This is a genomic window from Micromonospora palomenae (assembly GCF_007829925.1).
Lineage (GTDB): Bacteria > Actinomycetota > Actinomycetes > Mycobacteriales > Micromonosporaceae > Micromonospora > Micromonospora purpureochromogenes.
This window is the reverse complement of the sequence record NZ_VIXA01000004.1, coordinates 106,998-130,924: the sequence shown is the minus strand read 5'-3', so window position 1 is coordinate 130,924 and position 23,927 is coordinate 106,998. Positions and strand designations below refer to the sequence as shown.

Here is a 23,927-nt window from a genome sequence, read left to right as displayed (position 1 = left end):
GGCCGGCCCGCTTCGGCGTACCGGGGTCGTTGCGCCGGCTGGCGCCGCGCCCGGCGCTGCTCGCGGCCTCGACCGCCGCGGTCGCCGTGGCCCTGATCCCCCTGGTCTACCTCGCGGTACGCACGGCGGAGGCGGGCGCCGACCGGGTCGTCGCCGAGCTGTGGACCGAGCGGGTCGGACTGCTGGCGGTCCGCAGCCTCGGGCTGGCCGCCGTGGTCACCACCGCCTGCGTGCTGATCGGCGTGGGCGCCGCCTGGCTGGTCACCCGGACCGACCTGCCCGGCCGACGCGCCTTCGCGGTGCTCGCCGCGCTGCCGCTGGCCGTGCCCACCTACATCGCCGCGTTCGCCTGGGTCTCGCTGTTCGACCGGCTGGAGGGCTTCTGGCCGGCCGCGCTGGTGCTGACCCTCTGCTCGTACCCGTACGTCTTCCTGCCGGTCGCGGCGGCGCTGCGCGGCGCGGACCCGGCGCAGGAGGAGGTCTCCCGCTCGCTGGGCCGGGGCGGCTGGCGCACCTTCACCGACGTCACGCTGCGCCAGATCCGGCCGGCGACCGCCGCCGGGGCGCTGCTCGTCGCGCTCTACGTGCTGGCCGACTTCGGCGCGGTGTCGATCCTGCGGGCCGACACCTTCACCCGGGCCATCTTCGTCGCCTTCGACCTGGGTTTCGACCGCACCGGCGCGCTGGTGCTCTCCAGCGTGCTGGTGGCGCTGACCGTGCTGCTGCTGGCCGGCGAGACCGCCACCCGCCGGCGCGGCGCCCGGTACGCCCGGCTCGGCGGCACCCGCCGCCCCGCCGCCCGGCTGCGCCTCGGCGCGGCCCGCTGGCCCGCGCTCGCCGCGCTGCTCGCGGTGGCCGCGCTGGCGCTCGGCGTGCCGGCGCTCAGCCTGGCCCGCCGGTTGGTCAGCGGGGTGTCCCGGCCCGGCGCGCTCGGCGAGGTCGCCACGGCCGCCGGCAACTCGCTCTGGCTGTCGCTGGCGGGCGCCGCGCTGACCATGCTGCTGGCCCTGCCGCTGGGGCTGCTCACCGCACGCGCCCCCGGCCCGCTGGCCACCGCGCTGGACCGGCTCGCCTACCTGGCCCACGCCCTGCCCGGGGTGGTCATCGGGCTGTCGCTGATCTTCTTCGGCATCAGCGTCGCGTATCCGCTGTACCAGACGCCGTGGCTGCTGGCGCTGGCCTACGCGACGCTCTTCCTGCCGCTGGCCGTCGGCGCGGTGGCGGGCGCCGCCGCCCAGTCCCCACCCGGCCTGGAGGAGGTGGCCCGCTCGCTGGGGCGCGGGCCGCTGGCCGTGCTGCGCACGGTCACCCTGCCGCTGACCCTGCCCGGGATTGGGGCGGGGGCGGCGCTGGTCTTCCTCACCGGCATGAAGGAACTTCCGGCCACCCTGCTGCTGCGCCCCACCGGCACCGACACCCTGGCCACCGAGCTGTGGACGGCGACCTCCGTCGGGGCGTACGCGGCCGCCGCTCCCTACGCGGCGCTGCTGGTGGTCATCTCGGCGCTGCCCACCTGGTGGCTGGTCGCCCGGGGCGGCCTGCTCGACAAGGAGGACCGATGAGCGAGGTGGTGCTGACCGGCGTCGTCAAGCGGTACGGCCCGGTGACCGCGCTGGACGGCGTGGACCTGACCGTCCCGGCGGGCGCGCTGACCGCCGTCCTCGGCCCGTCCGGCTGCGGCAAGACCACCCTGCTGCGCTGCCTGGCCGGCTTCGAACGCCTCGACGCCGGAGCGATCCGGGTGGACGGGCGCGAGGTGGCCGGCCCCGGTCGGCACATGCCGGCGCACCGCCGCCGGATCGCCGTGGTGCCGCAGGAGGGCGCCCTCTTCCCGCACCTCACCGTCGCGGCGAACATCTCCTACGGGCTGGACCGCGCCGACCGGCGGGGCGACCGGGTCGACGAGGTGCTGGCCCTGGTCGGGCTCGCCGGGTACGGCGACCGGATGCCGCACCAGCTCTCCGGCGGCCAGCAGCAGCGGGTCGCCGTGGCCCGGGCGCTGGCGCCGCGCCCGTCGCTGGTGCTGCTCGACGAGCCGTTCAGCGCGCTCGACGCCGGGCTGCGCGCCGGGCTGCGGCACGACGTCCGGGAGGCGCTGCGGGCCGACGGGGCGACCGCCGTGCTGGTCACCCACGACCAGGGCGAGGCCCTGTCGGTGGCGGACCGGGTGGTGGTGCTGCGGTCCGGGCGGGTGGTGCAGTCCGCCGCGCCGGGCACGCTCTACCGGGAGCCGGCCGACCAGTGGGTGGCGGGTTTCGTCGGCGACGCGGTGCTGCTGCCGGCGGTCGCCTCCGCCGGGGCCGCCCGCACGCCGCTGGGCACCCTGCCGATCGCCGGCCCGACGACCGACGGCCCGGTCACCGTGTTGGTCCGTCCGGAGCAGCTGCGCCTGGCCCCCGCGTCGGGCACCGACGCGGTGACCGCCACCGTGCTGCGGCACGACTTCCACGGTCACGACGCGTTGGTCGCCCTCCGGCTGGCCGACGACACCCGGGTCACCGCCCGGGTCTGGGACTCCACCGATCCCGTCGAGGTCGGCGCCGAGGTGGCGGTACGCGTCGACGGGACCGTCCGCGCCTGGCCGGCGACGCCGGTCCCCGCGCCGGCCGCCGCCGCGGACCCACGCCCGGTCCATCCGGTCGCCTAGAGCACGTGACGCGGCCCGGTGGACAGGGGTGGTGTCCACCGGACCGCGCCGGACGGTGCCGTCAGTTGACGACGAAGAGCAGCCGGTTCGGCGAGCCCGTGCCCGGGTTGGTCACCCTGCCGGTGGTGGCGTTGGTGGTCAGGTAGCTGGCCACCTGCGCCGGCGTGTACGACGGGTTGGCCGAGAGCACCAGCGCCGCGGCGCCGGCCACGTGCGGCGAGGCCATCGAGGTGCCGCTGATGGTGTTGGAGGCGGTGTCGCTGGTCCGCCAGGCGGACAGGATGCTCGACCCCGGCGCGAAGATGTCCACGCAGGAGCCGTAGTTGGAGTAGGACGCGCGGGCGTCGCTGCTGGTGGTGGCGCCGACGGTGATCGCGGCGGCGGCCCGGGCGGGCGAGTAGCTGCAGGCGTTGGCGCTGGAGTTGCCGGCCGCCACCGCATACGTGACGCCCGAGTTGACCGAGTTGGTCACCGCGTTGTCGATGGACGAGCTGGCGCCGCCGCCGAGGCTCATGTTGGCCACCGCAGGCTTGACCGCGTTGGCGGTCACCCAGTTGATGCCGCTCACCACGCCGGTGGTGCTGCCGCTGCCCGAGCAGTTGAGCACCTTCACCGCGATCAGGCGGACGGCCTTCGCCACGCCGTACCGGTTGCCGCCGACGGTGCCGGCGACGTGGGTGCCGTGGCCGTTGCAGTCGGTGTTGTTGCTGTCGACGGTGTTGGTGCCCCAGCTGGCCCGGCCACCGAAGTCGGTGTGGGTGGTCCGGATCCCGGTGTCGATGATGTACGCCCGGACGTTGGAGGCCGTGTTCGGGTACGTGTAGCTGGCGTTGAGCGGCAGGCTGCGCTGGTCGATCCGGTCCAGGCCCCACGGCGGGTTGGCCTGGGTGCCCTGGACGGTGACCACCCGGTCCTGCTCGACGTAGGCGACGGCCGGGTCGGCGGCGAGCCGGCGGGCCTGGCCGGCGCTCAGCTTCGCGCTGAAGCCGGTGAGGGCGGCGCTGTAGACGTCGGCGACGCTGCCGCCGTACCGCTTGGCGAGGGTGGCGGCGCGGTCCGGCACGGCGGTGCGGGCGGCGAGGGTGTTCGCGGCGCCGACCGCGTCGGTCCGCAGCACGACCAGGTAGCTGCCGCTGATCGCGCCGGGCGCGGACGCGCCGCGGATCTCCCCGGTGGGGGCGGCGAGGGCGGGGGTGGACGCGGCGACGGAGAGCGCCGCCGCGGCGGCCGTGACGGCGAGGGCGCGGATCGCGCGGGGGACGGGCAGTGCTGACATCGTCTGACTCCCTACCGGTACGCCCCGGGCAGGCTGGTGGCCGCCGGGACGCCCATCGACGGATGTTGGGGCAGATGCTAGCCATACATTGATGGCCATAAAAGAGATAACGACCAATCAATACAGCTCGCGGTATGGATGTCGCGGGTGCCGGCCGATCGACCGCCGTCGGGGGGCAGGATGGCGACGTGGAACGACACGACATGCTGCTCTCCCCCGCCGGCGTCGAGGCGCTGCGCACCGCGCTGACCCGGGCGGACTTCACCTCGAACGGGATCGCCGGCCGGCTCGGCGCGCAGGCCACCGGCGCGGTGGCCCGCAACGACTTCCGCGCCGCCCTGCGCGCCACCGAGGACCGCGACCCGCTCGCCACGCTGATCCGGGTCTTCATCTGCGACCAGACCGAGCCCGAGGCGGCGGTCGCCGCCGCGCTCGCCCCGCTGGACCTCGCCGAGGCGCTCGCCGGCGGGCTGGTCGAACGGCACGGCGACGGCCTGCGCGCCGGCGTCGACCTGGAACCGTACGGGGACGACTGGTGGGTCCTCGCCGACGTTCCGGCCAGCGCCCGCCCCGGCCGGCCGCTGCACAGCGAGCACGTGCTCGGCATCGGCGGCGCCACCCAGACGCTGATCGGCGCCACCGTCCGGCGGCCGGTGCAGACCGCGCTGGACCTGGGCACCGGCTCCGGCGTCCAGGCGCTGCACCTGGCCACCCACGCGGACCGGGTCACCGCCACCGACGTCTCCGAGCGGGCGCTGCGCTTCGCCGCCACGACCGCCGCGCTCAACGGCCAGGACTGGGAGCTGCTCCGCGGCGACCTGGTCGCCCCGGTCGCCGGACGCCGCTTCGACCTGGTGGTGAGCAATCCACCGTTCGTTGTCGGCCCGGGCACCACCACCCACGTCTACCGCGACTCCGGGCGGGTCGGCGACGCGATCGGGGCCGAGCTGGCCGCCGCCGCGCCGGGCCTGCTCACCGAGGGCGGCACCATGCAGTACCTGGCGAACTGGGTGCACGTGGCCGGCGAGGAGTGGCACGAGCGGGTGACCGGCTGGTTCGCGGGTACCGGCCTGGACGCCTGGGTGATCCAGCGCGAGGTGGCCGACCCGATGGCGTACGTCAACCTCTGGCTCACCGACGTCGGCGAGGCGACCGACCCGCAACGGATGGCGGCCTGGCTGGACTGGTTCGACGCGCACAAGGTGGAGGCGATCGGCTTCGGCATCGTCTCGCTGCGCCGGTCCGGGCACGCCGACCCGGTGATCCGGGTGGAGGACCTGCGCCAGCGGGTGGAACCGCCGATGGGTGACCGGGTCGCCACCTGGTTCGACCGCCAGGACTTCCTCCGGGTACGCGACACCGACGCGCTGCTCGCCGAGCGCTACCGGGCCGCCGAGGGGCTCCAGCTGCGGCAGGAGGCCACCATGGGCGACGAGGGGTGGGCGGTGGACCGGCAGGTCCTCACGATGCCGCACGGGCTGCGCTGGAGCGAGGAGGTCGACCCGCTGGTGCTGGCGCTGGTCGGCGGCTGCGACGGCCGGTTGGCGCTGCGCGACCAGCTCGCCCTGCTGGCCGCCGCGCACGACGTGACCCGGCAGGAGCTGGCCGAGGCGGCCGGCCCGATCGTGGCGCACCTGATCGAACGCGGCATCATCGAGCCGGTGACGGCGTGACGCGGGTCGCGCCGGCGGTGCCGGCGGTGCCGGCGGTGCCGGGGGTGCCGGGGGTGCCGGGGGTGCCGGGGGTGCCGGGAGGCGGCCGAAGGGGGGTCCGCTGATGCGGGCGGTGGTGCAGACGGTCGGCCGGGCCAGCGTGACGGTCGACGGCGCGGTGGTCGGCCAGATCGACGACGGGCTGCTGGTGCTGCTCGGCGTGACGCACGCCGACACGCCGCAGGTGGCGCAGACGATGGCCCGCAAGATCCACGAGCTGCGCATCCTCGACGACGACCGCAGCGCCGCCGACACCGGCGCCCCGATCCTGGTGGTCAGCCAGTTCACCCTCTACGGCGACGCCCGCAAGGGCCGGCGTCCGAGCTGGACCGCCGCCGCCCCCGCCGAGGTCGCCGAACCCCTGGTGACGGCGGTGGTGGAGGCGCTCCGCGACCGCGGCGCCAAGGTCGAGACGGGCCGCTTCCGCGCCCACATGCTGGTGGAGAGCGTCAACATCGGCCCCCGCACCCTCCTCCTCGACCTCTGACCCCCACCCCTACCGCCCCCCGCCCCCGGCCTCCGCCTCGTTGATCAAGAAGTTTGCGTCAGCCGAGCCCGCTTTTCTGACGCAAACTTCTTGATCACCGGCACCGGGCGGGCGGGGGCAGGGCCGGGGCCGGGGGTGGGGAGGGTCAGAAGAAGAGGCCGCGGCGTTGGATGGACTGGCGGAGCCAGCCGTCGAGCTGGGCGGCCCAGTCGGTGCGGTCCAGGGTGGCGTGGTCGACGGTGAAGCGGCCGAAGGCGTCGCGCCCCTCGGTGAGGATGCCGCCGCGCTTGTCGATCTCCAGCACCACCTGGGTCTGCTGCGGGTCGCTGATGAAGGTCAGCTCCAGCTGGTTGATCGCGCGGGCGTACTGCGGCGCGGGGTGGAACTCGATCTCCTGGTAGAACGGCAGGCTCTGCCGTACGCCGTAGATGTGCCCCCGCTCGACGTCGGCCCGGGCGAACCGGAAGCCCAGCCGCAGCAGCGCCTCCAGCAGCCGCTCCTGCGCCGGCAGCGGGTGCACCGCCACCGGGTCCAGGTCGCCCTTGTCGACGGCCCGCGCCACCTCCAGCTCGGTACGCAGACCCATCGTCATCCCGTGCAGGTGGTGCCCGTACAGGTCGGTCAGCGGGGTCTCCCAGGGCACGTCGAAGCGGAACGGGATGTCGTACCGCTGGCCGGGCTCCAGCCGGAACGGGCCGGTGACCTGGCGGCGACCGAACTCCTGCGTGGTGTCGTACTCGGAGTCGGCGCCCTCCACCTCGACCCGGGTGACCAGGCCGAGGGCCACATAGGAGACGTCCACCTGGTGGTCCCCGCCGGCCACCTGGATCCGTCCCTCCAGTTGACCGCCCGGACGGCAGTTCGGGTTGGCCAGCACGGTTTCCACCGAGGGACCACCCACACCCATCGCCTGCATGAGCCGCTTGAAGACCACCACGTCCTCCGTCGCCTGTTCCGGCCGGCCCCGGTGGCCGACCGCTGGCACGGTAACCGTCGCCGGCAAGCGGACCGGGCGACGACACCCGGCGACCGACCGGATTGCTGTCGGGTCCCCGATCGCCTCACTCCCGTTTCACGCCCCGGTTGGAAAGCTGTCTGTCACCGGCACCACTGGGGCCGGTACGCGGCACAGAAGCGGACACGGGGAGAAACTGAGATGGCCCTGCAGATGATCGAGAACCAGACGCGCCCGGCCACCACCATTGACGCCGAGCACGGCCCGGAGACCCTGACCGACCTGGACGCGACCGACGAGCGCGGCATCTCCACCGACCTCGTCCGGGCGTACCTCAACGGGATCGGCCGGACGAAGCTGCTGACCGCCGCGCAGGAGGTCGAGCTGGCGAAGCGGATCGAGGCGGGGCTGTTCGCCGAGGAGAAGCTCTCCGCCTGCACCCCGGTCTCCGCCGAGCTGAAGAGTGACCTGGAGCTGATCGTGGCGCAGGGCCGCGCCGCCAAGGACCACCTGCTGGAGGCCAACCTCCGGCTGGTGGTGAGCATCGCCAAGCGCTACACCGGGCGCGGGATGGCGTTCCTGGACCTGATCCAGGAGGGCAACCTCGGCCTGATCCGCGCGGTGGAGAAGTTCGACTACGCCAAGGGCTACAAGTTCTCCACGTACGCCACCTGGTGGATCCGGCAGGCGATCACCCGGGCGATGGCCGACCAGGCCCGCACCATCCGCATCCCGGTGCACATGGTCGAGCAGGTCAACCGGATGGTCCGGGTCCGCCGCGAGCTGTCGGTCTCGCTGGGCCGGGAGCCCACCGTGGCCGAGGTGGCCGTCGCCCTGGAGATCCCCGAGTACCAGGTGATCGAGCTGATCTCGTACGACCGGGAGCCGGTCAGCCTGGACCAGGCCGTCGGCGAGGACGGCGAGAGCGCGCTGGGTGACTTCGTCGCCGCGGTGGACCCGCGCGAGGAGCCGGGTGACGCGGCCGCCAACGGTGAGCTGCGCAACGAGGTGAGCATCGTGCTGGCCACCCTCTCCCAGCGGGAGCAGGCGGTGATCCGGCTGCGGTTCGGCCTGGACGACGGCCGGCAGCGCACCCTGGACGAGGTGGGCAAGGAGTTCGGCCTGTCCCGGGAGCGGATCCGGCAGATCGAGAAGGTGACGCTGCTCAAGCTGCGCGCCCCGGAGCGGGCGCAGCGGCTGGAGGCGTACGCCTGCTGACCCACCCCTGAGCGGAAGGCCCCGGCGGTTCGCCGGGGCCTTCCGGCGTGTGGCGCTTGGGTGATGTCGTACCGGTCGGGCAGGGTCGGCGTATGAATTGGACGCTGGAAGTGGTGGTGGTGCCGGTCAGCGACATCGACCGGGCCAAGGAGTTCTACGCCGACCGGCTCGGCTTCGTCGTCGACCACGACACCCGGATCGGCGACGACGTACGCATCGTGCAGCTCACTCCCCCGGGTTCCGGCTGCTCGATCGTGATCGGCCGCGGCGCGGTGCCCGACATGCCGCCGGGCTCGCTCAAGGGCCTCCAACTGGTGGTGCCCGACGTGGAGAAGGCGCGCGCGGAGCTGGTCGCGCGGGGCGTGGAGGTCAGCGAGATCCAGGTGCTGGGCCAGAATCCCCGGCCGGTGCCGCACCCGCTGGACAATGTGGGCTTCGTCTTCTTCACCGACCCGGACGGCAACGCCTGGGGCGTGCAGCAGATCTCCAGCCGCGGCTGAGCCGCGACTCAGAGGCGCCGGGGGCCGGTGTCCGGGCGGGCGCCCGCCGAGCCGATCCGGACGCCGGCGTGCAGCACCGAGATGCCGTCCGGCCGGGCCAGCACCGGGTTCAACGTCAGCGACCGGACCCGGGGCTGCTCGTCGGCGAGCCGGCCGACCCGCAGCAGCAGGTCGACCAGGGCCGCCCGGTCCACCGGCGCCGCGCCCCGGTGCCCGCGCAGCAGCGGCGCGGCCCGTGGCTCGTCGACCAGCTCGGCGGCGTCCCGGTCGGTCAGCGGCACCGCCCGCCAGGCCCGGTCGCCGAGCAGTTCGGTGGCGACGCCGCCCAGACCGAAGCCGACCACCGGCCCGAACGCCGGGTCCTCCAGCAGCTCCACCACGCACGCCACCCCGGGCGGGACCATCGGCTGGACCAGCACGTCCGGGCCGAAGACCGGAGCCATCTCGGCGTACGCGCGGCGCAGCGCGACCGGGTCGGCCAGGTCGAGGCGTACCGCGCCGAGGTCGAGCCGGTGCCGCAAACCGGCGGCGGCGGCCTTGAGCGCCACCGGCCAGCCGAGCCGGTCGGCGGCGGCCACCGCCTCGTCGGCCGTGGCGGCCGGCGCGGAGCCGACCACGTCGATCCCGTACGCGGCGAGCAGCCCGGCCGGGTCGGTGGCGTCGGCGCGCAGCGCGGCCTGCCCGGCGACGGGGTCCACCCGGGGCAGGTCGGGCAGCGTGCCCGGGTCCCGGCGCAGCCAGGCCGCGTACGTGGTGACCCGGGCCAGGGCCCGCACCGCCTCCTCCACGCTCGGGTACGCCGGCACGCCGGCCGGCACCCGCCCGGCCAGGAACGTCGCCACGGTGGGCTTGCCGGCGGCGAGCGCGGTCGGCAGGGCGGCGGTGAAGTCCGCCTCCTCCATGGTGACCTGGCCGGGCAGCGGCGGGGCGAAGACGGCGACCAGCGCGTCCACCCCCGGGTCCGCGGTCGCCTCGGCCAGCGCCGTGCTGAACTCGGCGGTGCCCGCGTGCGGGCCGACGTCGCGCGGGTACCCGTCGGCGACGGTGAGCCCCTGGGCGGCGCAGGCGGTGGCGGCGAGCCCGGTCAACGCCGAGGAGTTGCCGACCACGCCGACCCGGGGGTCGGCGGGCAGCGGCTGGCGGGCCAGCAGCAGACCGACGTCGAGCAGCTCGGCGACGGTGTCCACCCGGATCACCCCGGACTGGGCGAAGAGCGCGCTGACCGCGGCGGCGTCCAGCGCCGGCCCCGCGCCGAGGCCGGCCGGGCGGGCCAGCGAGGCGAGCGCGACCACCGGCTTGTCCCGGCCGATCCGCCGGGCCAGCCGGGCGAACTTGCGCGGGTTCCCGAAGGTCTCCAGGTAGAGCAGGATCACGTCGGTGCCGGGGTCGTCCTGCCAGTACTGGAGCAGGTCGTTGCCGGAGACGTCGGCCCGGTTGCCGGCCGAGACGAAGCTGGACAGGCCGAGCCCGCGCCGCTGCGCCTCGGCGAGCAGCGCCACGCCGAACACACCGGACTGGCTGAACAGGCCGACCCGGCCGGGAGCCGGCAGGACGGGGGCGAGGGTGGCGTTGAGGCGTACCTTCTCGTCGGTGTTGGCCACGCCCAGGCAGTTCGGGCCGACCACCCGCATGCCGGCGGCGTGCGCGGCGCGGACCAGCGCGCGCTGCGCCGCCGCGCCCTCGCCACCGGCCTCGGCGAAGCCGGCGGAGATGACCACCAGGCCGTGCGCGCCGGCGGCGGCGGCGTCCGCGACCACCAGGGGCGCCGCGTCGGGGGCCACGGCCACGACCGCCAGGTCGATGTCGAGACCGGCGTCGGCCGCCGACGGGTACGCGGGCAGCCCGGCCACGGTGGCCGCACTCGGGTGCACCGGCACGATCGCGCCGGGGTAGCCGCCGTCGCGCAGGTGCCCGAGCACGGCCGCGCCGACGCCCTGCCCGGTGGCGCTGGCGCCGTAGACGGCGATGCCGCGCGGGGCGAGCAGCCGGGCGATCGAGCGGGCCTCGGTGCGGTGCTCCCGACCGCGCTGCACCTCCAGCGTCGACTCGGTGGGCGCGATCGGGAAGCTCAGGTGCACCACGCCGTCGGCGAACTGGCGCTGGACCTGGTAACCGAAGTCGGAGAAGACCCGCAGCATGGCGCCGTTGGCGGGCAGCACCTCGGCGACGAAGTGCACGATGCCGGCGCGCCGGGCCGCGTCGGCGAGGTGCTCCAGCAGCACCGAGCCGATCCCCCGCCCCTGGTAGGCGTCCTCGACCACGAACGCCACCTCGGCCTCCGGGGCTTCCGGGCCGAGCCGCTCGTACCGGCCGACGGCGACGATCCGGTCCCCGGCGAGCACCACGAAGGCCTCCCGGTCGCGGTGGTCGACGTTGATGAAGCGCTGCAGGTCGCGGTCGGGGATGCGCGGGTACGGGGAGAAGTAGCGCAGGTAGCGGGTGCGCTCGGAGAAGCGCGAGTGCATGGCCACGATCCCCGGCCCGTCCGCGGGGCGGATCGGGCGCAGCTGGACGGTGCTGCCGTCGCTGAGCAGCACGTCCACCGGTTGGTCGACAGTGGTCACCGGTCGGTCCCCTCCCCAGGCCACCGGCTCAGTCGCGCGGATCGTGGGGGTCGAGCCCGACCAGCGGGAAGACCGCCTTGCGGGTGGCGGCGATCGCCCGGTCCACGGAGGTCGGCTCGCCGGTCGGCTGCCACGGCTCGTACGCCGGGTCGACGTCGTCGGTCATCCGCAGCGGGATCTCCCGGCCGGGCAGCCGCTTGGCGACCAGCTCCCGCCAGGCCGGCGGGGTCAGGGTGGCCGGCGCGATCGGGTCGCCGCCGGCGATGGCCAGCAGGTGGGTCCACGCCCGGGGCACCACCTCGGCCAGCGCGTACCCGCCGCCGCCGGTGGCGACCCAGCGACCCTCGCAGAGCTCGTCGGCGAGCGCCCGCAGGGCCAGGTAGGTGGCGCGCTGTCCGTCGACGGTGAGGTGCAGGTCGGCCAGCGGGTCCATCCGGTGCCCGTCCGCGCCGCACTGGGTCACGAGGATCTGCGGCCGGAACGCGCGCAGCACCGACGGCACGATCGCGTGGAAGGCGCGCTGCCAGCCGGCGTCGTTGATGCCGGGCGGCAGCGGCACGTTCACCGCGCTGCCCTCCGCGCCCGGACCGCCGGTCTCGTCGGGGAAACCGGTGCCGGGGAAGAGCGCCAGCGGGGTCTCGTGCAGGCTGACCGTGAGCACCCGCGGGTCGCGGTAGAACATCTCCTGCACGCCGTCGCCGTGGTGCACGTCCACGTCCACGTACGCGACCCGCTCGGCGCCCAGGTCGAGCAGGCGGGCGATGGCCACCGCCGGGTCGTTGTAGACGCAGAAGCCGGCGGCCCGGTCCGGCATGGCGTGGTGCAGCCCACCGGCCACGTTCACCGCGCGGCGGGCCTCGCCCCGCCAGACCGCCTCGGCGGCGGTGACGCTGGCCCCGGCGATCAGCGCGCTGGACTCGTGCATCCCCTCGAAGACGGGATTGTCGGAGGTGCCCAGCCCGTAGCCGGCGAAGAGCGGGTCGCGCGGCGCGGCCCGGACGGCGTCCAGGTAGTCCGGCTGGTGCACCCGGGTGAGCAGCGCGTCGTCGGCCGGCGTCGGCCGGACCAGGCGGACCCCGGGCCGGTCGAGGACACCCAGCTCCCGGGCCAGCGCCATGGTCAGCTCGACCCGTACCGGGTCGAGTGGGTGCTCTCCCATGTCGTAGGCGAGCAGGGCCTCGTCCCACACCACCACTGTGTCGTCCGACATGAGGTCATCGTCGCACGAGGGCCGCCGGCCGCCCACCGCACGCGCTGCTCAGCGGGGTGATGTCTCCCCGGTGGCCACCGGCCGGTCCGGGTCGGCCACCCAGTTGCTCCACGAGCCGACGTAGAGCGCGGCGTCCGGTCGCCCCGCCAGGTGCAGGGCGAGCACCGCCTGCGCGGCGGTCACCCCCGATCCGCAGTACGCGCCGACCGGCGTGCCCTCGGTCACCCCGGCGGCGGCGAACCGCTCGCGCAGCGCCTCGGCGGCCGGGAACCGCCCCTCGGTGACGTACTCCGGGGCGGGCAGGTTCACCGCGCCCGGCACGTGCCCGGCGACGGGGTCGATCGGCTCGGTCTCGCCCCGGTAGCGGGGCGCGGCCCGGACGTCGAGGAGGACGCCTTCGTCGGCGGCGGCGAGCGCCGCCGCGGCGGCGGTGTCCAGCACCGGCAGGGCACCGGGGCGGACGGTCACGTCACCCGGTGGCGGGGCGGGCGCCTCGGTGGAGGTGGGCAGGCCGGCGGCGAGCCAGGCCGGCCACCCGCCGTGCAGCAGCCGTACCGGTCGGTGACCGGCCCAGCGCAGGGTCCACCAGGCGCGGGCGGCGGACATGCCGTCGCCGCCGTCGTACACGACGACGGGGTGACCGGCGCGGACGCCGGCGGCCCGCAGCACGGCCTGCAGGGCGGCCGGGTCGGGCAGCGGGTGCCGGCCGGCGGCGCCGGGCGGGCCGCAGAGCGCGGTGTCCAGGTCCACGAAGACCGCGCCGGGCAGGTGACCTGCGGCGTAGTCCTCGCGGCCGGGCGGGCCGGTCAGCCGCCAGCGCACGTCGAGCAGGGTGGGCGGGTCGGGCTCGGCGAGCGCGGCGGCGAGCTGCTCGACCTCGATCAGCGGCTCCTGAGTTCCGGACATGGCGACCAGTCAACACCATCCGGGCAGCGACCTGGCGGTTCGGCAGCGGCCGTTGTCGGGGCTGCGGGGTAGCATCGTGCACCGGAGGGCTGACGTGAAACACGATTTGGTCGACACGACCGAGATGTACCTTCGCACCATCCTCGAGCTCGAGGAGGAGGGTGTGCCGCCGCTACGCGCGCGGATCGCCGAGCGGCTGCGCCAGAGCGGGCCCACCGTCAGCCAGACCGTCGCCCGGATGGAGCGCGACGGGCTGCTCACCGTCGAGGGCGACCGGCACCTGACGCTGACCCCGCTGGGTCGCAACAGCGCCGTCTCCGTGATGCGCAAGCACCGCCTCGCCGAGCTGCTGCTGGTCAACGTGATCGGGATGCCCTACGAGGAGGCCCACGAGGAGGCCTGCCGGTGGGAGCACGTGATGAGCGACGCCGTCGAGAAGCGGGTCTACGACCTGCTCAACCGGCCCACCCGCTCGCCGTACGGCAACCCGATCCCCGGGCTGGAGGAGCTGGGCTCGCCGGAGCCCGAGGCCGACACGGTCGAGGGTGAGCGCAACCTGGCCTTCCCCGGCCTGTCCGGGACGGTCGTGGTCCGGCGGATCTGCGAGAGCGTGCAGACCGACGCCGACGTGCTGCGCCAGCTGCACGCCGCCGGGGTCGACCCGGGCGCCACGGTCACCGTCGCGCAGGAGCGGGACGGGGTGTTCATCGACCGCTCGGGCGAGCGGGTCCGGCTGCCCCGCGAGGTCGCCTCGCGGGTCTTCGTCGCCGCGCACTGACGGCTCGGGCCGCCTGCTCTCCGGGGGCCATTGCCCCGGTCCGCGCGGGCGGCCCGCTTCCGTTGGCGCGCCCCGCCTGCGAGCCTCACATGGCCCGGGTGTTGATCTTCTTTGCCAGGGCGACCAGCTTGCCGGTCAACTCCTCGGCCTCAGCCTTCGGTGCGCCACGCTCGCACGTCCACTGCAGGGTGGCCAACCGGTCCTCGGTGGCCAGCCAGCCGACCTCGGCGACCGGACCGTGCTTCGCGGTCTTGGCGAGGGTGCGGCGGTAGGCGACCTGGCCCAGCTTCGACACCTTCGTCGTTCCATCGGGCAGCACGTCGGCGTTGAACGTGGCGACGTCGATCGACGTGTCGGTGACCGTCAGGGTCAGCTCGGGCAGCGCCGCCGACCCGCTGCGCACCACGCAGGTGTGGGTGTCGCCCTTGTCGCTGGCGGCGGCCACGTCGAACCGGACGCCGGCGTGCTCCTCGATCACCGCGAAGTCCAGCAGCCGGCACGCGCCGCCCGACGACGCGGCGGCCACCTCCACCGTCACCGGGTCCACCGCCGGCACGGCCACCGGTCGAGGCTGGGCGCCGCAGCCGGTGGTCAGCAGGACGGCTGAGGCGGTGAGCCAGATCCGCGCGTGCACGGGGAACCTCCGCGATCGTCGGCGGGGGCCCGCCGGATGTCCGTCGGACACCGTACGGGCAACCCGTGCCGACGCGAAAGTCCTTCGGCGCGTACCCGGGGCGGGCCCTCGTCGAGGGTCGCGGTCCGCGACCGCCGCGTCACCCCGACCTCGTCAGGTCGGCGGCAGGTCGCGCAGTCGGCGCAGTGGCGAGCAGACCACGAACAGCGCCGCGCTCCACGTCCCCAACGCCGTCAGGACCAGCGCCGGCCGCAGCCCCCACTGGCTGCCCAGCGTCCCGCCGAAGAGCGCGCCGAGCGGCACCACCCCGAAGCAGATCCACAGGAACGAGGCGTTCACCCGGCCGAGCAGTTCCGGCGGGGTGATGCGCTGCCGGTAGGACAGGATGGCGACGTTGAACAGCACCGCGTTGGCGGAGAACGCGGCGAGGCCGACGGCGTAGAGCGCCAGGCCCCAGCCGGGCCGGGCCAGCGGCACCAGCAGGTAGAGCGGCCCCGGGACGGCCATCGCGACCCAGATCACCCGCGCCGAACCGATCCACCGGGAGAGCCGGTCGGCCAAGGCACCGGTGACGAGCCCGCCGACCGCGCCGAGGGAGAAGACCACGCCGACCACCGCCGGGGAGGCGTGCAGCTCCCGCACCAGGTAGGTGACCTCCAACGAGCTGGTCGCCATGGCGAAGAAGTTGGACGTGGTGACGCAGGCCAGGATCCGTACCAGGATCGGCTGTCGGCGGATGAAACCCAGCCCCTCGGTGAGGGCGACCCGCACCGGCACCCGATCGCCGGTGGCGGGTCGGGCGGCGGTCGGCTGCCGGATCAGCAGCAGCGTCACCGCGCTGACCACGAAGGCCAGCGCGGTGCCGAGGAAGGTCCACGCCGCGCCGACGAGCCCGGTCAGCGTCCCGCCGACCGTCGGCCCGACCAGTTGGGCCCCGTCCTGGCTGACGGTGAGCCGGGCGTTGCCCTCGACGAGCCGGTCCGCCGGCACCAGCCGGGGCAGGGTGCTCTTGTACGCCACGGTGAACAGGACGGTCAGCACGCCACAGAGCCCGACCACGACGTACAGCAAGGGCAGGGTGAGGCGATTGACCAGGGCGACCACCGGCAGTGACAGCAGCAGCGCGGCGCGGCCGAGGTCGCAGGCGACCATCAGCCGCCGCGGGTCGACCCGGTCCGCGAGCAGGCCGGCGGGGAGCGAGAAGAGCAGGTAGGGCAGCCACGCCAGGAAGGTCAGCAGGGAGACCTGGAACACGCTCGCGCGCAGGGTGTCGGCGGCGAGCAGCGGTACCGCCACCCCGGAGATCCGGGTGCCGATCTCGCTGACCGTCTGACCGCCCCAGAGCAGGGCGAAGTCGCGGCTGCGCCAGAGCGGCCCGGGCCGGCGGGGCCGCTCCGGCGCGACGGCCTCCAGTTGCCGGGGCACGGGTCACCACTTTCCGGCGGCAGGGACGGGCCGACGAGGACCGACACCGAACCGGCGGCTCGGCCGACCCAACCTAGGCGGCGCCACCGGTGCGGGCACCCGAATATCGCCTGGCCGGCGGTCAGTCGTCGACGTACGGGCAGTGGCGGCAGCCGCGCCCGCAGCAGGTGCCCCGGCGGGCCAGGAAGCCGGCGCTGAGCACGAAGAGCCCGCTGGCCGGGTCGAGGTAGCCGGCCTCACCGACGGCAAGCGCGGCGGCGTGGGCCGCGAGGATCCGCTCCCGGTCGGGGTGCTCCGGCGGCAGCCGGGACGGGTGCGGCTCGGTCAACGGTCGGTCCGCCAACGGTCGCCGCTCTGCACCCACCGGCGCAGTCTACGAAGCCGTCCGCCGTCTCCCGCCACCCGTCGGGGTCACCGCCGTCACACGCCCGGCGGGCCGGTCTCGGCGCGTACCCGGGCGAGCAGGTCGACGAACGGGCCGGGCCGCTGGAACAGCGACCGGTGCCCCGCGCCGTCGAGCACCACATGCTCCTTGCGGGGCGCCTGGAGCTGCGCGTACCACTGCCTCGCCAGCACCAGCCGGCCGGGCACCTCGTGGACGCCGTCCACCAGGTATACCGGCACCTGGAGCTGGCGGACCTCGCGGCGCAGGTCGAGGTCCTGGAGCTGCGGGTAGAGCACGTCCCAGCCGTCGAGCGTGCCGCCGAGCACGTGCGCCTTCTCCAGCAGCGTGTACTCGGGCACGTCCAGGTTGGTGACCGCGCCGTCCCGGCCCTCGCTGGTGCCGGTGCGGTCGTGGTCGAACGCGCCCGTCTCGTTGGCGAGCAACGGCTCGTAGGTGTACATGTCGGCGTACGGCGGCGGGCCGAGGTCGGTGAGCTGCCGCGCCAGGTCGGACCGGCCGGTGCGGCGGGCCCAGGCGATGGTGTCGGCGTACTGGCTGCGGTCGGCCGCGCGCAGGTCGACCGCCTGGCCGACACCGACGTACGCCCGGAACAGCTCCGGCTGCCGCTGCACGGCCGTCACCGCGACCAGCGAGCCGCCGGAGTGCGCCATCAGGTAGACCTTGTCCTGCCGGAACCGCTGCCGCAGGTGGTTGACCACGGCGACGGCGTCGGCGACCTCGCTGTCCAGGGTGAACGTCGACGACGGCGCGAAGGCGGCCCAGGACTTCGCCGCACCCCGTCGGTCCAGGGTGGCGACCACGAAGTGCCGTTCCAGCCCGGTGAGGTGCCGGCGCACGGCGCCGATCTCGGAACTGCCGGGCGCCCCGGGCAGGAAGAGCAGGACGGGCGCGCCGGCGTCCGCCCCGCGCAGCATCAGCCCCAGGTCGCGGTCGCCGCTGCGGACGGTGGTCAGCTCGGCGACGCCGCCGGCGATCGGTGCGGTCCGCGCCGGCAGCGCCACCGCCACCGTGACCAGCAGGAGGACAGCGGCGAGCAGGCCGACCGCACCGCGACCCAGCCAGACCCGCAGCCGATGCCGTGGCGCGGACGGACGGGTCTCGCCGCCCGCCACGTCGTCCGGGCTGGTCGCGAGCGGACGGCCGTCCCCGCTCGCCGGGCGGTCGGCCCGGCTGGCGGTACGACGGGCGATCCCGGCGCCGTAGGCCGCCCCGACCAGCAGCGGCAGCAGCGTCAGCAGGCCGTGCAGGCCCCGGCCCAGGACCAGCGCGCCGAGGCCGAAGCCGCTCAGGTGCGGGGCGTCCACGGAAGGCCCGCGTAGCGGCATCCGGACCAGTTCGACGGCGAGCGCGAAGAGCACCGGGGCGGCCAGCATCGACCAGCGGGAGCGGCTGAGCCAGCCGGCGAGCAACCCGACGGCGAGGCTGACCAGGACGGAGCCGACGGCGTCGACATTTCCGCCCGGGCCGCGCGGGGTCCACCAGCCGACGACCAGACCCCAGGCGACCGGGGCCGCGAGAGCCAGGGGCAGGCGGGTACGGGGGAACGACGGCTGCGCCATGACACCTCGCCGGGGCCGGAGCGGGCTGGACCGCCAGCCTAGTGAAGATCAGGCTCACCGGCTGTCCCGTCGTGGTGACCCACCGCCTCCGGAGGGGGTGGAGCCGGGACTCACCGGTCGACCTGACCGATCGTGTCGGAGGGCTGCGGAATGCTGGGCGCCGACGGGGGTTCGACTGTGGAAGGACGGCAGATGGGGAAGATCGTCGTACAGATGAGCGTGTCGCTCGACGGGTTCTTCGAGGGCCCCGGCGGCGACCTCGGGTGGCATCAGGTCGACGACGAGCTGCACCGGCACTTCAACGCGGAGCTGCGCACCATGGGCGGCTTCCTCAACGGGCGACGCAGCTACCAGCTGATGGCCGAGTACTGGCCGACCGCCGACCAGGATCCGGCCAGCACCGCCCCGGTGGTGGAGTTCGCCGGCATCTGGCGGGACATGCCGAAGATCGTCTACTCCCGGACGCTGGACGCGGTCGACTGGAACGCCACCGTCGTCCGGGAGGTCGTACCCGACGAGGTGCGACGGCTCAAGGCCGAGCCGGGCGGCGACCTTGCCCTCGGCGGGGCGGACCTGCTCAGCACCTTCCTGCGGCACGACCTGGTCGACGAGTACCGGCTCTACGTCCACCCGGTCGTGCTCGGCGGCGGCCGCCAGCTCTTCCCCGCGTCGGGCGACCGCCAGCCGCTGCGCCTGACCGGGAGCCGCACCTTCGGCAACGGCGTCGTCCTGCTGCGGCACGAGCGCGCCCGGGACTGACGCGACCGGCCAGCTCACCACCCACCTGTGGGGCGACCCGGTCCGGTGCAGATCAGCGGCCGACGAGCCCGGACGCAGCGACCGCACCGGCGGGCGGCGCCGCACCGGCGAGCGGGCGGGAGGGCCCCTGGTAAGGGCGTTGGCTTTCCCGTCGGCCCGGCCTATGGTGGGCGACATGCGTCTGTCCGGGCAGCAGGAGAGCACCGCCGTCAGCACGACGGCGGCGCCCGCTGCTGTCCGCCGGCCTGCCCTTCGGGTCACCGTGGCGACCCGCGTCGTGCGAGTCGCCGTCGCGCCGTCGCGCGCCGGCTCGGTCGCCCCCGGCCTGCCGAGCCCCGCCGGACGTAGCCCTCCTGGACCGGTGCACACCACGTGAACGGCCACCAGGGCGAAGCTTCCACAGCTTCGGCCCTTTTTCTTTTTCTGAGGAGCTACGCCATGACCACGCACACCCAGCCGGGCCAGCAGAACTGGATCGACGAACTGCGGTCGACCCTGACGTCCGACTTCGAGATGCACACCGCCCGGCTGACCGAACTCACCGCCGACACCGGTGATCCGGCCGAGGCCCACACCCGGGACGCGCTGCTCGCCGGCACCCGGCAGAGCCTGGAGCAGATCACCGGGGCGCTGCGGCGCATCGCCGAGGGCCGGTACGGGATCTGCGAACGGTGCGCCGGGCCGATCCCCCAGGAACGCCTGGAGGTGCTGCCGCACGCCCGCTTCTGCGTGCCCTGCCAGCAGAAGCAGCGCTGACGTATCGGGCGGGGGCTGCCGCACCGACTCGGCAGCCCCCGCTCGTACGGATTCGGCCGACCGCTGCGGCGCCCGGAGAGTCCGGGTCAGCCGAACCAGGTCATCGCCTGCCCGTGCGAGCGGGTCCAGGCGAGCGGCCGCCCGTCGAGCGCCAGCACGTTGTACAGCGCCTCGCCCGGCGGCTCCGGCAGCCCGTCGTGGGTCAGCACCTCCGGGGCCTCGTTCGAGATCCAGTGCCCGGGCAGCCCACGTACCTGCTCGGCGAACGCCTCCCGCCGCGGGGCCGGCACCTGGTAGAGCACGGAGGTGTGGAACACCACCAGCGTCGCCCCGGCCGGCGCCCGCGCGGCCAGTGCCGGCAGGTCGTCCACCAGGTCGCCGCGGACCAGCAGCGGCGGCTCGGCCGCGGCGACGGCCGCCGCCGCCCGGAGCCGGGCCCGGCGGTGCTCGTGCTCCGGCCAGATGAGGGCGTCGAGCCAGTCGACGTCGGCGGGATCGGTCACGTCGAGCGGATTCAGGTCCAGGCCGGCCCGCCACGCCACCTCGGGTAGGCGGCTCGGCGGCGCCGTGCCGGTGACCGCGCACTCGCAGACCGGTTCGCCCGCGCCGAGCAGGTGCGCGCCGTAGCGGTAGGCGTACCGGTCGGGGTAGAGACAGAGCCCGGCGGAGGCGCCGACCTCCAGCAGCGCGAGCGGCTGCGGCAACGCGACGAGCACCGGCAGCAGGACGGCACACCGCCCCGGCTCGTTGGTCTGGGTTGCCCGGGTGCGCAGCTCCGCCTCGACCGCCGACCAGTTCGCCATCGTGAAGTCGCGGAATGCGGCCGGGTCGGCGACCGGCCCATCGAGCCACCGCACGACGCCGAACAGCAGATTCGGCTGCCGCTTGTCCGGCGGCAGCGTACCGAGCAGGGCGAGCAGTTCCTCGTCGCGCGAGACGGCGAGGGCCAGGCGCTCGTACCCGGGCGACACCCCGCGCGCCTCGCGCGCGGCGAACTCGGCGTAGCTCGCGGCGATGGTCATGGTCCGATGATCGCAGTGCTCACCGGACGCGTTCCACCGTGGCGACGTGCGATCGGTGGGCTGCCGACGGGCCCCGCACCATGCGGAATGTCCCCCGCACCGTAACGGCGCGGGGGACATTCCGATGATCGGGCCGGCGGCAGGTCGACCGACCCTGCCGCCGGCCTGGGCAGGTCAGCTGCAGCCGCTGGTGGAGCCGCAGCCCTCGCAGACGTAGCAGCTACCGGCGGGGCGCATCTTGGTGCCGCAGGTGAAGCAGAGCGGCGCGTCGGCCGCCTTGCCGATCACGGCCTCCAGCAGCTCGGTGGAGGAGCCCACCGCCGGCGCCGGCTTGGCGGCGGCGACGTCGGCGACCTCCTGGGCCGGCTGGGCGACCGGACCGGTCTTCGTCTCCGGCGACTCCACCGGCGCGGAGGACGCCATGGCGGTGAGGTCGGTGCCGGCGCTCTCCGCCTCGGCCTCGGCCCGCAGCTGGGCGGCCCGCTCCTGGGCGGTGAAGATGCCCAGCTCCGCGCGGCGCTCGTACGGCAGGAAGTCCAGGGCCAGGCGACGGAAGATGTAGTCCATCACCGAGGCGGCCATCCGCACGTCCGGGTCGTCGGTCATGCCGGCCGGCTCGAAGCGCATGTTGGTGAACTTGCTGACGAACGTCTCCAGCGGCACGCCGTACTGGAGGCCGATCGAGATGGCCACCGAGAAGGCGTCCATCACGCCGGCCAGGGTCGAGCCCTGCTTGGACATCTTGAGGAAGACCTCGCCGAGGCCGTCGTCCGGGTAGGACGACGCGGTGAGGTAGCCCTCGGCCCCGCCGACGGAGAAGCTGACCGTCTCCGACGGGCGCTTCTTCGGCAGCCGCTTGCGCACCGGCCGGTACTCGACGACCTTCTCGACCGCCGGGGCGGCGGTCTCGACGGCGGCCGGGGCCGACTCGGCGGCCTTGTTCGGCTTCGCCACCGACAGCGGCTGGCCGACCTTGCAGTTGTCCCGGTAGATCGCCAGGGCCTTGAGGCCGAGCTTCCAGCCCTCGAAGTAGATCTTCTCGACGTCCTCGACGGTGGCCTGCTCCGGCATGTTGACCGTCTTGGAGATGGCGCCGGAGATGAACGGCTGGACCGCCGCCATCATCCGCACGTGCCCCATCGGGGCGATGGAGCGCTCGCCCATCGCGCAGTCGAAGACCGGGTAGTGCTCCGGCTTGAGGCCGGGGGCGTCCACCACGTGGCCGTGGTCGGCGATGTGCTCGACGATCGCCTCGACCTGCTCCTCGGGGTAGCCGAGGCTGCGCAGGGCGCGCGGCACGGTCTGGTTGACGATCTGCATGGAGCCGCCGCCGACCAGCTTCTTGAACTTGACCAGCGCCAGGTCCGGCTCGACGCCGGTGGTGTCGCAGTCCATCATCAGGCCGATGGTGCCGGTCGGGGCGAGCACGCTGGCCTGCGAGTTGCGCCAGCCGAACTTGTCACCGAACTTGTTGCCCTCGGTCCACTGCTTGGTGGCCTCCCGCTGGATCGCGGTGGCGACCGTGCCGGCCGGCTTGATCGCGTCGTTGGCGGCGGCGTGCTTGCGCATCACCCGCTTGTGCGGCTCGGCGTTGCGGGCGTAGCCCTCGTACGGGCCGACGATGCCGGCCAGCTCGGCCGAGCGGCGGTACGCGGTGCCGGTCATCAGCGAGGTGATCGCCGCGGCGACCGAGCGGCCCTGCTCCGAGTCGTACGGCAGGCCCGACGCCATCAGCAGCGCGCCCAGGTTGGCGTACCCGATGCCGAGCTGCCGGTAGGCGCGGGTGGTCTCGCCGATCTTCTCGGTCGGGAAGTCGGCGAAGCAGATCGAGATGTCCATCGCGGTGATGACGAACTCGACCGAGCGGACGAACTTCTCCACCTCGAAGCCGCCGTCGGCGCGGAGGAACTTCATCAGGTTGAGCGAGGCCAGGTTGCACGAGGAGTTGTCCAGGTGCAGGTACTCCGAGCACGGGTTCGACGCGGTGATCCGCCCGGTCTCCGGGCAGGTGTGCCAGTCGTTGATGGTGTCGTCGTACTGCAGGCCGGGGTCGGCGCACTCCCAGGCGGCCTGGGAGATGGTGCGGAACAGCTTCTTGGCGTCGATCGTCTCGATGGTCTGCCCGTCGAGCCGGCCGCGCAGGTCGAAGCCGCCGCCGTTCTCCACCGCGGTCATGAACTCGTCGGAGACCCGGACCGAGTTGTTGGCGTTCTGGTACTGCACGCTGACGATGTCGGCGCCGCCCAGGTCCATGTCGAAGCCGGCGTCGCGCAGCGCGCGGATCTTGTCCTCCTCGCGCGCCTTGGTGACCACGAACTCCTCGATGTCCGGGTGGTCCACGTCGAGGATGACCATCTTGGCCGCGCGCCGGGTGGCGCCGCCGGACTTTATGGTCCCGGCGGAGGCGTCGGCGCCGCGCATGAAGCTGACCGGGCCGGAGGCGGTGCCGCCGGAGGAGAGCAGCTCGCGGGAGGAACGGATCCGGGACAGGTTGACGCCGGAGCCGGAGCCGCCCTTGAAGATCAGCCCCTCCTCCTTGTACCAGTCCAGGATGGAGTCCATCGAGTCGTCGACCGCGAGGATGAAGCAGGCGCTGACCTGCTGCGGCGACGGTGTGCCGACGTTGAACCAGACCGGAGAGTTGAAGCTGAACACCTGGTGCAGCAGCATCCAGGTCAGCTCGTGCGCGAAGACCTCGGCGTCCGCCGCGGTGGCGAAGTAGCCGTGCTCCTCACCGGCCTTGCGGTAGGTGGTGACCACCCGGTCGATCAGCTGCTTGAGCGACCACTCGCGCTCCGGGGTCCCCACCGCGCCCCGGAAGTACTTGGTGGTCACGATGTTGGCCGCGTTGACGCTCCAGGACTCGGGGAACTCCACCCCGCGCTGCTCGAAGTTGATCGAGCCGTCCCGCCAGTTCGTCATCACGACGTCGCGGCGCTCCCACGCCACCTCGTCGTAGGGGTGCACGCCCTCGGTGGTCCAGACCCGCTGGACCTTGAGCCCCGACCCCGCGCCGGCCTTCGTCCGCGACCGACTGGTTGTCACGCCGTCCCCCGCCATCTCATCCGCCCCCTCGTCTGCGCGGTCACCCACCGCGCGTCGTTCATCTGTCA

At 74.3% G+C, this 23,927-nt stretch carries 20 protein-coding genes; 9 read left to right on the top strand and 11 right to left on the bottom strand.

The window, feature by feature from the left end; all coding sequences use genetic code 11:
* The first annotated feature begins 29 nt into the window (after positions 1-29).
* Positions 30-1,562, top strand: a complete 1,533-nt coding sequence (locus FHX75_RS25270) for an ABC transporter permease (RefSeq protein WP_154942851.1) — start codon at positions 30-32, stop codon at positions 1,560-1,562.
* Positions 1,559-2,647: an ABC transporter ATP-binding protein gene (locus FHX75_RS25265; protein ID WP_154942850.1), complete on the top strand. Its 1,089-nt coding sequence runs from the start codon at positions 1,559-1,561 to the stop codon at positions 2,645-2,647. Before FHX75_RS25270 ends, FHX75_RS25265 begins: the two co-directional genes overlap by 4 nt.
* Before the next feature lie 61 nt (positions 2,648-2,708).
* On the opposite strand, the gene FHX75_RS25260 is transcribed toward FHX75_RS25265, so the two are convergent.
* On the bottom strand, positions 2,709-3,923 hold the full coding sequence (locus FHX75_RS25260; RefSeq protein WP_154942849.1) for a S8 family peptidase: 1,215 nt from the start codon (positions 3,921-3,923) through the stop codon (positions 2,709-2,711).
* Positions 3,924-4,111: 188 nt separating this feature from the next.
* Here FHX75_RS25260 and FHX75_RS25255 point away from each other — a divergent pair, with 188 nt between their 5' ends.
* Both FHX75_RS25255 and dtd read left to right on the top strand, forming a co-directional pair.
* On the top strand, positions 4,112-5,596 hold the full coding sequence (locus FHX75_RS25255; protein WP_211364583.1) for a DUF7782 domain-containing protein: 1,485 nt from the start codon (positions 4,112-4,114) through the stop codon (positions 5,594-5,596).
* A 103-nt stretch (positions 5,597-5,699) separates the two neighbouring features.
* Complete coding sequence (dtd, locus tag FHX75_RS25245; RefSeq protein WP_154942848.1) at positions 5,700-6,122, top strand: D-aminoacyl-tRNA deacylase; 423 nt, start codon at positions 5,700-5,702, stop codon at positions 6,120-6,122.
* Between the two features lie 145 nt (positions 6,123-6,267).
* Here dtd and FHX75_RS25240 read toward each other — a convergent pair whose 3' ends face one another.
* The gene (locus FHX75_RS25240) at positions 6,268-7,056 is read right to left on the bottom strand and encodes a sporulation protein (RefSeq protein WP_154943150.1); all 789 of its coding nucleotides are present in this window, start codon (positions 7,054-7,056) and stop codon (positions 6,268-6,270) included.
* 222 nt (positions 7,057-7,278) lie between these two features.
* Between FHX75_RS25240 and sigB the strand changes: the two genes are divergently transcribed.
* Positions 7,279-8,295 (top strand): RNA polymerase sigma factor SigB, encoded by a 1,017-nt coding sequence (gene sigB, locus FHX75_RS25235; protein ID WP_425463538.1) that lies wholly within the window; start codon positions 7,279-7,281, stop codon positions 8,293-8,295.
* A gap of 92 nt (positions 8,296-8,387) precedes the next feature.
* Positions 8,388-8,795 (top strand): VOC family protein, encoded by a 408-nt coding sequence (locus tag FHX75_RS25230; RefSeq protein ID WP_154942847.1) that lies wholly within the window; start codon positions 8,388-8,390, stop codon positions 8,793-8,795.
* Positions 8,796-8,803: 8 nt separating this feature from the next.
* Here the strand turns inward: FHX75_RS25230 and FHX75_RS25225 are convergent, their stop codons facing one another.
* From FHX75_RS25225 to FHX75_RS25215, 3 genes are read right to left on the bottom strand one after another with little or no spacing between them, the layout of a single operon-like run.
* Positions 8,804-11,359: a bifunctional acetate--CoA ligase family protein/GNAT family N-acetyltransferase gene (locus FHX75_RS25225; RefSeq protein ID WP_154942846.1), complete on the bottom strand. Its 2,556-nt coding sequence runs from the start codon at positions 11,357-11,359 to the stop codon at positions 8,804-8,806.
* Positions 11,360-11,387: 28 nt separating this feature from the next.
* Positions 11,388-12,569: an acetoin utilization protein AcuC gene (locus FHX75_RS25220; protein WP_154942845.1), complete on the bottom strand. Its 1,182-nt coding sequence runs from the start codon at positions 12,567-12,569 to the stop codon at positions 11,388-11,390.
* A gap of 48 nt (positions 12,570-12,617) precedes the next feature.
* Positions 12,618-13,475, bottom strand: coding sequence for a sulfurtransferase (locus FHX75_RS25215; protein ID WP_154942844.1), 858 nt, complete (start codon positions 13,473-13,475; stop codon positions 12,618-12,620).
* Between the two features lie 94 nt (positions 13,476-13,569).
* On the opposite strand from FHX75_RS25215, the gene FHX75_RS25210 reads away from it, so the two are divergent.
* Positions 13,570-14,253, top strand: a complete 684-nt coding sequence (locus tag FHX75_RS25210) for an iron-dependent transcriptional repressor DtxR (RefSeq protein WP_154942843.1) — start codon at positions 13,570-13,572, stop codon at positions 14,251-14,253.
* Between the two features lie 85 nt (positions 14,254-14,338).
* Here the strand turns inward: FHX75_RS25210 and FHX75_RS25205 are convergent, their stop codons facing one another.
* From FHX75_RS25205 to FHX75_RS25185, 4 genes are all read right to left on the bottom strand, one after another.
* On the bottom strand, positions 14,339-14,887 hold the full coding sequence (locus tag FHX75_RS25205) for a hypothetical protein (RefSeq protein ID WP_154942842.1): 549 nt from the start codon (positions 14,885-14,887) through the stop codon (positions 14,339-14,341).
* A 153-nt stretch (positions 14,888-15,040) separates the two neighbouring features.
* A complete protein-coding gene (locus FHX75_RS25195) occupies positions 15,041-16,312 on the bottom strand; it encodes an MFS transporter (protein ID WP_154942840.1) in 1,272 nt (423 codons plus the stop codon).
* A 121-nt stretch (positions 16,313-16,433) separates the two neighbouring features.
* The gene (locus FHX75_RS25190) at positions 16,434-16,676 is read right to left on the bottom strand and encodes a DUF5522 domain-containing protein (RefSeq protein ID WP_154942839.1); all 243 of its coding nucleotides are present in this window, start codon (positions 16,674-16,676) and stop codon (positions 16,434-16,436) included.
* Positions 16,677-16,732: 56 nt separating this feature from the next.
* Entirely contained in the window at positions 16,733-18,277 is a 1,545-nt protein-coding gene (locus FHX75_RS25185; protein WP_154942838.1) for an alpha/beta fold hydrolase, read from the bottom strand.
* A 192-nt stretch (positions 18,278-18,469) separates the two neighbouring features.
* Here FHX75_RS25185 and FHX75_RS25180 point away from each other — a divergent pair, with 192 nt between their 5' ends.
* Positions 18,470-19,036: a dihydrofolate reductase family protein gene (locus tag FHX75_RS25180; RefSeq protein ID WP_154942837.1), complete on the top strand. Its 567-nt coding sequence runs from the start codon at positions 18,470-18,472 to the stop codon at positions 19,034-19,036.
* 438 nt (positions 19,037-19,474) lie between these two features.
* Positions 19,475-19,792 (top strand): TraR/DksA family transcriptional regulator, encoded by a 318-nt coding sequence (locus FHX75_RS25175; protein ID WP_154942836.1) that lies wholly within the window; start codon positions 19,475-19,477, stop codon positions 19,790-19,792.
* A gap of 86 nt (positions 19,793-19,878) precedes the next feature.
* Here the strand turns inward: FHX75_RS25175 and FHX75_RS25170 are convergent, their stop codons facing one another.
* Both FHX75_RS25170 and FHX75_RS25165 read right to left on the bottom strand, forming a co-directional pair.
* On the bottom strand, positions 19,879-20,814 hold the full coding sequence (locus FHX75_RS25170; RefSeq protein ID WP_154942835.1) for a DUF2332 domain-containing protein: 936 nt from the start codon (positions 20,812-20,814) through the stop codon (positions 19,879-19,881).
* 174 nt (positions 20,815-20,988) lie between these two features.
* Positions 20,989-23,874 carry a vitamin B12-dependent ribonucleotide reductase gene (locus FHX75_RS25165; RefSeq protein ID WP_154943148.1) on the bottom strand — a complete coding sequence of 962 codons (2,886 nt, stop codon included), beginning with the start codon at positions 23,872-23,874 and terminating at the stop codon, positions 20,989-20,991.
* Positions 23,875-23,927: the final 53 nt, after the last annotated feature.

Coding starts and splice junctions, on each gene's coding strand:
- FHX75_RS25265 (WP_154942850.1), top strand. CDS start 1,559: ATGAGCGAGGTGGTGCTGACCGGCGTCGTCAAGCGGTACGGCCCGGTG.
- FHX75_RS25260 (WP_154942849.1), bottom strand. CDS start 3,923: ATGTCAGCACTGCCCGTCCCCCGCGCGATCCGCGCCCTCGCCGTCACG.
- dtd (WP_154942848.1), top strand. CDS start 5,700: ATGCGGGCGGTGGTGCAGACGGTCGGCCGGGCCAGCGTGACGGTCGAC.
- sigB (WP_425463538.1), top strand. CDS start 7,279: ATGGCCCTGCAGATGATCGAGAACCAGACGCGCCCGGCCACCACCATT.
- FHX75_RS25230 (WP_154942847.1), top strand. CDS start 8,388: ATGAATTGGACGCTGGAAGTGGTGGTGGTGCCGGTCAGCGACATCGAC.
- FHX75_RS25220 (WP_154942845.1), bottom strand. CDS start 12,569: ATGTCGGACGACACAGTGGTGGTGTGGGACGAGGCCCTGCTCGCCTAC.
- FHX75_RS25215 (WP_154942844.1), bottom strand. CDS start 13,475: ATGTCCGGAACTCAGGAGCCGCTGATCGAGGTCGAGCAGCTCGCCGCC.
- FHX75_RS25185 (WP_154942838.1), bottom strand. CDS start 18,277: ATGGCGCAGCCGTCGTTCCCCCGTACCCGCCTGCCCCTGGCTCTCGCG.
- FHX75_RS25180 (WP_154942837.1), top strand. CDS start 18,470: ATGGGGAAGATCGTCGTACAGATGAGCGTGTCGCTCGACGGGTTCTTC.
- FHX75_RS25175 (WP_154942836.1), top strand. CDS start 19,475: ATGACCACGCACACCCAGCCGGGCCAGCAGAACTGGATCGACGAACTG.
- FHX75_RS25170 (WP_154942835.1), bottom strand. CDS start 20,814: ATGACCATCGCCGCGAGCTACGCCGAGTTCGCCGCGCGCGAGGCGCGC.
- FHX75_RS25165 (WP_154943148.1), bottom strand. CDS start 23,874: ATGGCGGGGGACGGCGTGACAACCAGTCGGTCGCGGACGAAGGCCGGC.